Here is a 12,183-nt window from a genome sequence, read left to right on the forward strand (position 1 = left end):
CCTGATTTACGTGTTTTTACGCGAATCGGGTAGATATAAATCCTAAGACCGACAGACTCCTAGAGCAGTAAAATGGCTACCCCCCGCAATGGGAATTGATCCCGCGTCGCCACAATGCGATCTATTTTACAAAGCCGCAGCAAAACTCAATATGCCTATTATCAGTCATGGTGGCGAAGAAAATGCGGTACATGGTGCAAATCAACCTTTATTCGGTAATCCTTTGCGCTTACGTCGCGCATTGGATGCAGGCGTGCGCGTAGTTATTGCCCATTGTGCCAGCTTAGGCGAAGATTTAACCGACGATGGCCGTAGCATCAGAAGTTTCGACATATTTGCCAAGCTAATGGCAGAAAAGCAATGGCAAGACCGATTGTTTGGTGATATTTCTGCGATCACTTTACGTAACCACGACACAGACGTGATAAAAACCTTGCTGACAGAAAGCGCTTGGCACAGTCGATTACTCAACGGTTCCGACTACCCGTTAACCGGTGTACTGCCATTAATTTCATTGAAAAAATTCACCAAAGCCGGCTTGCTCGCAGAAGATAGCATTAAGCCTTTACAAACATTACAAGATTACCACCCATTCCGATTTGATTTTGTATTAAAACGCAGCCTGTCATGGCAAGGCAAAGGTTTTGCAAGCAGTGTATTTGAAACCCGGCCTTTCTTTGTAACTTAAGAAAGCGCTAAGAAATCAAACGTTATAATCGGCAAGTAATTTAACCTAACAGGAATACGCTAATGGCTGCACAAGATATTTTAGATATATTATTAAATTCAGGTCAGGAGTTGGTTAATAAAGGCAAGGCACTTGCCGAAGAGAATTTAAATCTGCCTGATAATGCAGAAGATCGTCAAAAGATGATGGACGGTGCTGGTAAAGGTGCGATGGCAGCCGGTGCGTTAGCTCTATTACTAGGCACGAGTATCGGCCGTAAACTGACCGGTGCCGGATTAAAATTAGGCAGTTTAGCGGCGATTGGCGGTGTGGCTTATAACGCGTTTCAAAAATGGCAAAGCCAACAATCCGCGCCTATTGCAGATGCAGGGCAACCGGTTACTGAATTATCGGGGGCTGCCAGCGATCAGCGTGGCAAAGTATTGTTAATCGCCATGATTGCTGCCGCTAAAGCCGACGGTACGATTGATGACAAAGAAAAAGACATGATCAGTCAGCAATTAAGCAAACTCAATTTAGGCGATTCTGCCAGTGTGTTTGCAGAAGAACTTGCTAAGCCGTTGGATATTAAAGCGGTTGCCGCAGGTGCTGACTCACCTGCCACTGCGGCAGAAATTTATCTCATTTCCCGTGCTATTTTAGATATCAGCAACCCACAAGAAAAAAGCTATCTGGATCAGCTGGCCACAGAAATGGGCTTAGCGCCTGAGCTTGTTGCGGAACTTGAAAGCCAACTCCACGCCTAAATTCAAGCAAACACTTGCCATCAGTTGGCTGCCTGCAAGATGGTAGCCAACTCAAATAGTAGCCAGTCGTCCCGCCCTAAAATATAAAGCGTTAGTAGGCTTTTAAATATTTAGCAGTAAAGTAAGTTTCTTCATCGGCTATCATTTTATCCCAATCGATAGCGATAGAAGTTGGATAGCCGTAACGCCAATCGTATTTAACATCAATCTTTGCCGCTTTTTTAGCCAGTGCTTTGTGAATAACCGCAAACAAATCTTTAATAGTAAGTGCTTCATCCATGCGTACCAAAGGCAGTAAATCATGATCTAATGGCAGCATAGCTTTTTGAACAGACTCATTTAATACTCTAATTTCAATAGGACTGTTGTATTCTCTTGGGCAAAAACAGGTGCGTTGTAACCAATAGCTATAATGTATGGGGCGGTTTTTTTGCCATTTAATCTCCGCAGCCTGTAACTGCAAAGCGTCGTTAGACTGTATCGGTAACTCTATTTTGCTATAGTGTATTGGCGGTTGAGTTGGCGTGGTACAGGCAACCAGGTTAGCCAAACACAAAACGACTAACAGTAATTTTTTCATGGGTTATGTTCCGTTTATGGTTATATTTATGATTATATTTATGTTGAGATAAGCCTAGACTTGCGAGTGTAAGCAATTTTATTGCGCGACATCTTAACAAAGTAGCACATCTAAAAAAATACCAAATTGCCCTGCGCTAATATAAGAGTTACCTTTCTTTCAGCGTGATAGATAAAGATTTTTATAAACAATATGATACGCACATATGTCACCTGACGGAAATCTTAAATAATGGCCTATTCTTATTTTTTTTCATGCTAAGCAGTTGTTTTATAAAAAACTTAAAAAACATCCTGTCTAAAATGGTATTTTAAAGCCAAAAAGTTGTCCCAAAACATATCTGCATATCGCTCAAATAAGCCTGCAACATTATGATTGTGCAAGAATTCCTTAACCACGCCAAAAGCAAAAAAACCCAAATCACCTGTTAGGAACCATGCCAATAGCTCATCACTACACCGATACTGAACGCAACGCCGTGTACCGCGCCATCTACGAACGCCGCGACATGCGCCATTTTCGCGCAGACCCCATTGATCCGGCAATATTGGAACGTTTGCTGAATGCCGCCCACGCAGCCCCCAGCGTAGGTTTTATGCAACCGTGGCGATTTGTCCGTATCAGCAATGTTGAGCTACGTCAACGCATACACAACCTAGTGGAACAAGAACGCATCAACACCGCCAAAGCATTAAATGAACGCGAAGACGCTTTCATGAAGCTGAAAGTAGAGGGCATACTGGACTGTGCGCAAGTATGGGTAGCCGCACTGTGTGAGGCACGCGAACAACACATCTTTGGCCGCCGTACCTTGCCGGAAATGGATTTGGCCTCGCTGTCCTGCGCTATCCAAAATATCTGGCTGGCTGCACGCGCCGAAGGTATCGGTATGGGCTGGGTATCGTTATTTGAGCCAGAAGCCTTAAAAACAGCGTTAGCCATGCCGGAAAGCAGTCACCCTATCGCCATTTTATGTTTAGGCCATGTAGACCGTTTTTACGACAAGCCGATGCTAGAACAACAAGGCTGGGCAGAACGCAAAAATCTAAGCGACCTGCTCTTTGATAATAACTGGAATACCCCATGCCGATAACCTTTCATATCTTACCGCCCTGTACCGAACTTGCTGAAGCGCTGCAAAGCAAAATTGACCACAAAACCAAACCACTCGGTGCGCTGGGACAATTAGAAGCGTTAGCGCTGCAAATTGGCCTATGCCAAAACACGCTGTCCCCACAGCTAAGCCAGCCCAGTATTATTATTTTTGCAGGTGATCATGGCATTGTAGAATCTGGCGTGAGCGCGTATCCGCAAGTAGTCACCGCGCAAATGATTGGCAATTTTTTAGCAGGTGGTGCGGCTATCAGTGTGTTTGCCAAACAACATGGTTTGAATTTATGGATTGTTGATGCGGGTGTCAATGCCGATATTAATCCGCATGAGCAACTGATTGCTGCCAAAATAGCCAAAGGTACACAAAACTTTTTAAGCCAGCCCGCTATGACGATGGCACAATGCCTTACAGCCATTCAAGCCGGTGCAGACATAGTATTGCAACGCTATAACGCCGGCTGTCATTGCATTGGTTTTGGCGAAATGGGCATAGGCAATACCTCTTCTGCCGCTCTACTGATGCATTGTTTAACGGGTATTGATTTATCACAGTGCGTAGGGCGCGGCGCGGGTCTGGATGATGCGCAATTACAACACAAGTTAACCGTGCTTAAACACGCCCTGGCGCATCATGGCACACTGACTGATCCCTTAACCGCTCTCAGCAGCTTTGGTGGTTTTGAGATTGCTATGCTGGTAGGTGCGTACTTAAAAGCCGCTGAATTAAACATGCTGTGTCTGGTAGATGGTTTTATTAGTACGGCAGCCTTGCTGGTCGCCAGCAAGTTGTATGCTAGCGTTGTAGATTATTGTGTGTTCAGCCATGTGTCTAATGAACAAGGCCATCAGGCGTTATTAGCTTATCTTAACGGTAAGGCGTTACTCACGCTGGATTTACGTTTGGGTGAAGGCTCAGGGATTGCTTTGGCTTACCCACTGGTGCAATCTGCTGTGTTATTTTTAAATAATATGGCGACGTTTGATGAAGCGCAAGTGGCCAATAAAAATACTGACCACTAATCACTTATTGTATCTACCTTCACGCATTATTGCGCTTTTGCAGATAACGTCAATAAACCGTTGTAGACAACCTTTGAAAATCCCTCAACCCGTTGTTTACCAACTAAAAGCAACGGCACACCATTGCCCGAAGCTTGAGCAAAAGCCGCCATACCTTCGTGGCTGTCTATATTGATAGATCGATATTTATAACCATTTTTTGTTAAATGCGCGATGGCTTCTTTACAATATGCACACCACACTGCTGTATACAAAACAATATCATCCGTCGATTGCGAAGACGGCGCTGCGGTATTGATAGCCTGTAATTGCTTTGCATCAGTTGTTGTCGCGGCGGCACACAATGCAGTTAAAATAATTATCCCCGCTACTTCATTTAAAGCTGTTCTATTCATGGCGATATCTCCGTAAATACAATAGGGTCATCACGTAAAATAAAGCATAATCAGTGCCACTTTAATATTAGTTTTTTAAGCAACCTGATTACTGTAACTACTATATTCTTTACCAATACACCTACTTTACTTTACTGACTGGTTCAATTTACCAACATTTAATATCAATGTCTATTAGCCATTTTTATGCTACCGTCAGCACATTAACAGATAAAATAACACTTATCTTACAACACTAAGACGATCCCCTACGACCGCTAAGACTCACACAACATGGGTTGTTGCATTACTTTACAGACTAAATCACCCACTTGCCTCTGCTTTTCTAAACAGGCTTGGCTGATCACGATGTATTGCTAACTTTCCGGGCGTACATTTTTCACACACCTTATACACAAAGCGCTGTCTTGCTTGATGGTAGCGATTATCACCGTAGAAATTTTCATACATTTTGGTCAGCTCAGCTTTACGGTAGTTAGCCACTGCTTTTATGGCTTCATCATCGCAGCGCGTATTAGCTTTTGCTGTCAGAAATTTTTGCAACGCAACATTATCGTTAACTAAGGTTTTCACCCACAGTTTAACTTGAGCAATAAAGATATCGTGGCGCTTATCCAGTACTTTATCAATCAATTTTATTTGCCAGGCTTTTTTAGCACTGATCGGCAGACGTTGCTCGGTTAAAGCCAATGCCATGTCTTGCCCTACGCGCTTGGGTAATAAATACGTCCAATATTCCGAGCCATACAGCTCACCCATATTTTTATAATGTGCGTTAAATATCACACCGTCTCTTGTAAACACTTTATCGGCAGCCAAAGGCATCATCGCGCCGCCCGCACCTGCACTGCCTGCCAAGGCTGCAATTGTTACTTTATCAACGGTGGTTATAATTTGGTAGATGAGATCGTCAATGGCATTAATATTGAGCCAAGACTCATCTGCTGAACTATCCGCAGCTTCGATATGATTAAGGTGTATGCCATTAGAAAAACTGGCATCGCCACCCAACAATACAATCGCCTTAACCGGTAACGTGGCGACATGCTGATAAACTGATAACAGCAAGCGGCATTGTTCGGTACTCATTGCCCCGTTATGGAAATGAAAATTCAGATAAGCAATATTGTCGTCTTGCTCATACCACACCTCCTGACAGGGCAATTGTCGACCTGGCTGGGTGTAATCAATGTCGATAACTTTAATGGCTTTGCTAAACAGGTTTTTTAACGGCGACGTTGCCGAAGTAGTTTTAGGCATCACATTTTTTAAGACAAAAGTAGCGGGTAATTTTATCCCCTTAGCGCCGTCGGTTAATTGCGCTTTTAAATGGCCAATCCAAACAGCCCCATCAACAGTGGCACGGCAAATAGCATGGTTAGCCGTCGCAATAATGTCACCCGGATTGCCTCTTAGAGTATGTTCTTTATGGGCGTTAAATAAAAAAACTGGCAGTCCATAAATATTGTCCAGCACGCCTGGCGACCCATCAGCGGCGTGTATACGTCTTAAAATTTCGTCGGTTTTATGTTTTTTCCAGTTGATCGCACGATCTTGTTGCTTCATGGAAGGCCGTGTCGTACCTTTATAATCAGCACGCGTGTAATCTTGTAACTCTGGTTTAAAATGTGGTGCATCAAAAAAGCTCAAGGCTTGCCATAAGCAATCCACCGCTGCTTGGGTTACATCCCGATAAAAGCTATTACTTTTGGTAGTATTGCGCAGCGGAAAATTTTTACTGGCCCACACATCACCGGCATCCATATCTTCAGCCGCTTCCAACAAGGTAACCCCCCATTCGGTTTTACCTTCCTGTATCGCCCAATCCAAAGAAGACGGCCCACAATCCCCCTTAATTCCAGGGTGTACGATCAGGCATTTAATGCGCTCATAAATTTCTTTGGGTAAGCGCTTGGTTAAAAACGGACACAAAATTAAATCGGGTTGAAATAAATCCACACCCTCTTGCAATTGCGCCATATCGCCGCTGTGTAACTCTACGGAAACAATATAACCGGCATCGACTAGCTCGGTATAAAAACGCTGGGTTAATCCAGAAAACGCCGATGAAACAAGTAAAATACGCATTCCAATATCCTTAATATTCTAATTTACACGTACCAATCCCATTAAGAATGCGCCGCTCAAGTCGACGCACCGCCATGATCAGTTAAAATATTTTTTATGACCCTAAATACAAATACCTAACAGCAATATAAAAGACTTTGTTCTCGTTCATGCCACACATTTATAATGCATCAAACCTCAACAAAATGCGTTTCAGAACCACTAAATCGGCTACGATAATTTTGCGGATTAACCCCTAACTGCCGAACAAAAGCACGGCGCATTCGTTCCGCATCGCCAAAGCCGGCTTTATCAGCTATCACTTCTACCGATAAATGACTGCTGCCTAAATAATGCCGAGCGGCATCGATACGCGCCAACTCAACAAATTTGGCAGGTGTTATGCCTGTTTCTGTTACGAAAAAACGGGCAAAATTACGTGGACTCATACACATACGCTCAGCCAGTGTTTCTACCCGTAAATCACTGCGTAAATTCGACATGACCCAGGCTTGCAAATCTCTGACTTCTGGGCGGTGCGCTTCGCCGGTAAGATAAGCACTAAACTGCGATTGACCACCGGAACGCCTTAAAAACACCACCAGTGTACGGGCAATTGTTAGTGACAGCTCGCTCCCCCAATCTTCCTCTACCATCGATAAGGCCAAATCAATGCCAGAAGTGATGCCACCTGATGTGGAAATGGCCCCATCACGGACAAAAATTCTGTCGGGCTCTACTTTTACGGCGGGGTAATCTGTGGCCAAACGCTTACAAAACAGCCAGTGACTGGTGGCTTTTAGACCATTCAATAAGCCGGTTTCTGCCAGCAAAAAAGCCCCCGTACACACCGAAGCCATACGTCTAACATTAGGTGCAATCGCTTTGACCCACGCTTGTAATTCTGGATCACACAGTAAGCAATCTATATTGGTGGCTCCGGCAATCAACAAGGTGTCTATGCCATCATGAATATCGTTATATGATTTGTCGGCAATAATTTGTAAACCACAGGAAGAGATTAATGCGCCTTGCTTAGCAGCAATGACCTGTAATGTGTAGGCAGGTTGCTGCATTTGGCCGGATTGCTGCAAACCGTAGTTGGCGAAGGCAAACACTTCCATAGGGCCTGTGACATCAATAATTTCAACACCCGGATAAACAACGATAGCCACCGTTTTGGGCTTAACATCATTTTTTTGAGTGGCATCCGCCATTATTTTGGGTAATATCACAGATTTCATTACGCCCCCTGATATAAATTAACGCCACAACAAGCACACCACACGCTATAGGAAGCAAATTTTTACAAGAACTATATTTTTACGCAAGTTACTTTTAAAGCTTATGAGTACGCTGGTATGATCCCTCATTTTCTGCCACTGAACAATGACAGCACTCCCTCATTTTCTGCCAAAATTTGGGCTGGGGGTTTATTTAGAAACATTTTAAATTTCCTAAAATAACGTTCAATTATATGGAAATCTAACCTCAAAATATGTGAACTATTTCACATGAAAAATGGTGAATTCAATGTCAGTATTCACTTCCCCTTTTAAAAAAAGGGATACGTACTTATTTCCCAGGCGTTAACAACGCATAAGCCTTATAGCTTGTAATACCTTTGCTGTAAGTACCGTACACGGTAATCTGTCTCCTATCGTTAATGGCCAGGGCATTTTCCAATAACCAACCACTGTTTTTCGGCAATAGGGTATTAAGGTCTAGCATCTTGCCCTTTTGGTAAATAAAGGCGTGATTACCTTTGGGAACACCATTTTCAGAGTAACTACTGTTACCCACCACCTGGCCTTTGTTGTTTAATGCGTTAGGTTTACTCGCACCCGTACCCGATACATCATTAATACCCAATGTACCCAGATCGGTCATTTTGCCTTTAAACCACAAAAAACCATGCACGCCCTTGTAATCTTTACCCTCATAAACATCACTTTCGCCCAGTACCTGTCCAATCGAATTGATGGCAATAGCATAACTTTGGCTATTACCTTCAGGGCTGGCACTAATAGCACCCAAATTAGTCATTTTGCCATTAGCCCATAAAAAGGCACGATTGCCTTGATCAACACCTGCTTTAGTAATGAAAGAACTCCATCCGGTTACCTGGCCGTTATCATTAATGGCGCTAGCAAAACTATAGCTACTACCATCCGTAGAAAAATCTAAAGCACCCAGGTCAACCAATTTGCCAGCCGTCCATAAAAAAGGATGGTAGCCTAACCATGTTCCCTTTTTGTCGTAATAGACACTAGTGCCTACTGCCTGGCCTTTATTGTTCAGCAAGGAACCCACTATTTCGGAATCACCATCAGAACGACTATAAGGCGTATAACTAAAACTGGCACCGATACCATTGGCATCTGTACCTAAACTGCCAAGGGCTTTGGCTTTACCATTGAGGGTTAAAAAGGCGCGTCTGCCTTTATCCATGCTTTTTTCATAGTAGAGATCATCACCGTACACATTACCTTTCGCATTGATTGCATTCACTTTGCTGGTAAAAAACCCCACGGACTGCGTATTAACCATGGTCATCTTTTTAGTGCTACTCCACAGAAAAGCACGGGGGCCCATCTCATTACCCTTAACTATGTAGGTACTGGTTCCGGCTACCTGGCCTGCATCGTTGATAGCCGCCGGAATGCTGTTACCATACTGATTAACATCCGTGCCCAAAGTACCCAGTGGATACATTTTTCCCTGCTTCCACAATACAGCACGATTACCAAAGGTAGAAAAACCATCGCTGCTGTCCTCACGGCGTGTACCAATAACTTGCCCTTTGTTATTTAAAGATCGGTTGCCAATAGGGATGGTATAGGTGGTGTTTTTTATTTTTTCGGGTGTTAGCAGTACAACCGAATAACCAGCCGCCCAACTAAAACTAGGCGGCAAACACAGTAAGCTAATAACCATTATGCGTAAAGTGCCGCGAAAGGCTGTATTCCTGTTTTTAAGAGATGGGTGTCCAGGCAATGAGCTGATTTGAATAGTCATGTTATGTACTCCTTAAAAAGCGTTATGGTTTTTGCAGAACGTAAACGACGCCGCAAACCCCTTTTTCCCCTTTGTCATTGGGGCAAGACAGCGAGCTGTCAGCGAATTCGCCCACTAAAATGGTTTTGGCATTACCAGATATGGCAACAGCAGCGCCTAAATCATTACTTTTGCCATCTGGTGTTGTAGCACCGTTAATGACCATCTGCGCTGACCAAGTATTTTGTTTACTGGCGGGATTGTAGTGCCGTGTATACAAAAATGCGGAACCGATGGGCACATTAGGCCCCGAACCAATAACCGCATTGTTTCCAGAATCATCTAAATCCAGCGAAAAGCCAAATCGTCCGCGTTCCAGTATATTTGAGCCCAGCTTGGCTTCTTGAACCCAAACAGCCTGTTGTGGCTTGAATTGAAAAACATAGGCACTCCCTTTATCACCAATGAGAGCGGTGTCACCTGACTTAGACAATGCTGCTGAACGTCCAAACACATGTAAATCCGGGTCTGGCGTGCCCTTATCCAACGGTTGCAACACGGCGGCCATTTTCCAAACCCCCTTAATCTGTTGATAGACATAAGCGGACGTTAAATACACTTGGGTAGCCGGAGAGCCAATTAATACTCGATTACCGTCACCTGATATGGCGACTGATTGGGCAAAATTGGAGACGGAAATTTTAGAATTATTACTGTTGGGTCTATTCAGACGGGTTTTTAAAGCCCAGTGTTTGTTGCTTCTGACGAAAATATAAGCGGCGCTATTTTTGCTGGCACCCCAGTTAATGCCGGATGAATTACCAATAACGGCGGTATTGCCATCATCAGAGACCGCGATAGATATGCTTCTAAAGGTTTGATCAAAATCAGTAATCACGGGCAGAGTTAGTTTTTGCTGCTCCGTCCACTGTGTGCCATTGCGTACAAAAACGTAAATGGCAACAGCCTTGGGTACTTTGCCGTTGGAATCTACGGCAATGGGCGCTATAACGGTATTGCCATCTGCTGAAATGGCTATGGTGTTATCATCCCAGAAACTTGCCCCACGGCTCCCTGTTTTATCATCATGCGCGGTTAACTTTGCCTGTTGTACCCAGATTTTGCCAGCACGCACATAAACGTGAATTTCTGCCGTGGTCTTTGAGAAAAAATCAAAACCTGCCCCAGCAATGGCGGTGTTACCATCACGGGAAATAGCGACATCTTCCGCAAAAAGTGTACCGGCATTTTTGGTGAATTTATCAACTACTTTCCATACAGGTGCGGCGTGTACCTGGGTAACTGCTGCCAGTAAAATAATAAAAATAGTGAAAGATCGGATGAAATAATGGGCTTGGTGTTTCATTGGTTTCTCCTGGTTAAATTACGGTGGCATAACGCTCAATACAATAACTGGGTTTTTGGGGTAACGAGACTACCTTCTCATGGTTATGCAACTATTTTGATACCGTAATATTGTAAAGCCCTGGTAATTTTCCTTTGGCATCAGGCTCCCCAAACTGTAACGTATGTTTTCCAACGGAGAGCGGCTTAATCATCACAAAATAACCATCCCCAATCGCCCCTTTAACAATGTACGGTTTACCCTTATTGAGGTTCTTATAACAAGCTCCATTGACAGATATCAATAGGTTATTAACTGACGGTACCTTGTAATCAAACACAGGGGTTTGTACCCGATACGGTGATTGACACGATGTTAGTTTTTTGGGATTACACGTTTTCGGCAAGCCTTTAACTTCCATTCCATCAATTATTAAATTACGAGCACCAAACACATTATTAAGATCATGTTTTGCTTTTGCCCGAAGCTCTGCCACCGTAAAATTAGTTTTTTGAATATGTTTATTGTCACTGGAACAAGCCTCGTTATCCCAGGAATAAGCGCCCTGTGTAAAAAAAAGCGCTGTACCATAAGGCATTGTGCAATTACGTCCTTTGGCAGGAAATTTATCTGTTGGTCCGCCTAAAAACCAAACGCTACCCTTTTGCCCTATTTTGCAATTAGCCGTATCTAAAATTGGATTGCGGGTATAGGGTAAAGAATAGGCAAATTGAAACCACTTCGCTGACCAAACGCTGTAGCTAAAGCCTTCATATTTGAGTTTTGGTGACACTACTTCAAATCCTTTAGCCGCTAGAGTAGCTTTGGCTGTTAGCAACATTAAAACAATAGAGGTAAGAAAAATAATAAAAGATCGGATGAAATAATGGGTTTGGTGTTTCATTTTTTTCTCCTGGTTAAATTACAGTGGCACAACTTTAACGCGGTGGCCGTAACAGGGGGCTATGCTTAACCGATGCCTACAACCATCAATCTTTATCGATGCTTAGGCAGCACACGTTGCAACAAATACCCACTTTCGTCTGTATAGCCCACAATATCCCCACGGTTATTCATGTCGGTTATGTTAATGAAGGTAGTCGTCAATTCCACGGCAGTTGGATTGTCAAACAAATCACGTAAGTTCAACCGTACACCTGGTTTAGGTACAACCGACATTCCGCACCCCGCTCAACGTAAAAATTATTTAAACTGTATAGCCTATTAACATG

12 protein-coding genes are annotated in these 12,183 nt (G+C 43.5%); 4 read left to right on the plus strand and 8 right to left on the minus strand.

All coding sequences use genetic code 11. The annotated features are described in order from the left end of the window. Positions 1 to 88: 88 nt before the first annotated feature. Together CRENPOLYSF2_RS07195 and CRENPOLYSF2_RS07200 are read left to right on the plus strand one after the other, a co-directional pair. Positions 89 to 688 carry an amidohydrolase family protein gene (locus CRENPOLYSF2_RS07195; protein WP_087143279.1) on the plus strand — a complete coding sequence of 200 codons (600 nt, stop codon included), beginning with the start codon at positions 89 to 91 and terminating at the stop codon, positions 686 to 688. 62 nt (positions 689 to 750) lie between these two features. Continuing rightward, a complete protein-coding gene (locus tag CRENPOLYSF2_RS07200; RefSeq protein ID WP_087143280.1) occupies positions 751 to 1,434 on the plus strand; it encodes a tellurite resistance TerB family protein in 684 nt (227 codons plus the stop codon). A 91-nt stretch (positions 1,435 to 1,525) separates the two neighbouring features. Here CRENPOLYSF2_RS07200 and CRENPOLYSF2_RS07205 read toward each other — a convergent pair whose 3' ends face one another. After that, positions 1,526 to 2,014, minus strand: a complete 489-nt coding sequence (locus CRENPOLYSF2_RS07205) for a DUF6174 domain-containing protein (protein ID WP_087143281.1) — start codon at positions 2,012 to 2,014, stop codon at positions 1,526 to 1,528. 436 nt (positions 2,015 to 2,450) lie between these two features. Between CRENPOLYSF2_RS07205 and bluB the strand changes: the two genes are divergently transcribed. Both bluB and cobT read left to right on the plus strand, forming a co-directional pair. Next, the gene (gene bluB, locus CRENPOLYSF2_RS07210; RefSeq protein ID WP_087143282.1) at positions 2,451 to 3,107 is read left to right on the plus strand and encodes a 5,6-dimethylbenzimidazole synthase; all 657 of its coding nucleotides are present in this window, start codon (positions 2,451 to 2,453) and stop codon (positions 3,105 to 3,107) included. Next, on the plus strand, positions 3,098 to 4,147 hold the full coding sequence (gene cobT / locus CRENPOLYSF2_RS07215) for a nicotinate-nucleotide--dimethylbenzimidazole phosphoribosyltransferase (RefSeq protein ID WP_087143283.1): 1,050 nt from the start codon (positions 3,098 to 3,100) through the stop codon (positions 4,145 to 4,147). The genes bluB and cobT overlap by 10 nt, the downstream gene beginning before the upstream one ends. 26 nt (positions 4,148 to 4,173) lie before the next feature. On the opposite strand, the gene CRENPOLYSF2_RS07220 is transcribed toward cobT, so the two are convergent. From CRENPOLYSF2_RS07220 to CRENPOLYSF2_RS07250, 7 genes are all read right to left on the minus strand, one after another. Beyond that, on the minus strand, positions 4,174 to 4,542 hold the full coding sequence (locus tag CRENPOLYSF2_RS07220) for a glutaredoxin family protein (RefSeq protein WP_087143284.1): 369 nt from the start codon (positions 4,540 to 4,542) through the stop codon (positions 4,174 to 4,176). A gap of 303 nt (positions 4,543 to 4,845) precedes the next feature. Further along, entirely contained in the window at positions 4,846 to 6,630 is a 1,785-nt protein-coding gene (locus tag CRENPOLYSF2_RS07225; protein ID WP_087143285.1) for a hydrogenase maturation protein, read from the minus strand. A 170-nt stretch (positions 6,631 to 6,800) separates the two neighbouring features. Continuing rightward, positions 6,801 to 7,853, minus strand: coding sequence for a GlxA family transcriptional regulator (locus CRENPOLYSF2_RS07230; RefSeq protein WP_087143286.1), 1,053 nt, complete (start codon positions 7,851 to 7,853; stop codon positions 6,801 to 6,803). Between the two features lie 331 nt (positions 7,854 to 8,184). Next, positions 8,185 to 9,627, minus strand: a complete 1,443-nt coding sequence (locus tag CRENPOLYSF2_RS07235; protein ID WP_087143287.1) for a DUF3466 family protein — start codon at positions 9,625 to 9,627, stop codon at positions 8,185 to 8,187. 22 nt (positions 9,628 to 9,649) lie between these two features. Further along, positions 9,650 to 10,972, minus strand: coding sequence for a hypothetical protein (locus tag CRENPOLYSF2_RS07240; RefSeq protein ID WP_087143288.1), 1,323 nt, complete (start codon positions 10,970 to 10,972; stop codon positions 9,650 to 9,652). A 91-nt stretch (positions 10,973 to 11,063) separates the two neighbouring features. After that, a complete protein-coding gene (locus CRENPOLYSF2_RS07245) occupies positions 11,064 to 11,855 on the minus strand; it encodes a hypothetical protein (protein WP_087143289.1) in 792 nt (263 codons plus the stop codon). Positions 11,856 to 11,947: 92 nt separating this feature from the next. Next, positions 11,948 to 12,130 carry a hypothetical protein gene (locus CRENPOLYSF2_RS07250; protein WP_087143290.1) on the minus strand — a complete coding sequence of 61 codons (183 nt, stop codon included), beginning with the start codon at positions 12,128 to 12,130 and terminating at the stop codon, positions 11,948 to 11,950. Positions 12,131 to 12,183 lie beyond the last annotated feature (53 nt).

Origin of the sequence: Crenothrix polyspora, assembly GCF_900163755.1 — a bacterium.
Taxonomy (GTDB): Bacteria; Pseudomonadota; Gammaproteobacteria; order Methylococcales; family Methylomonadaceae; genus Crenothrix; species Crenothrix polyspora.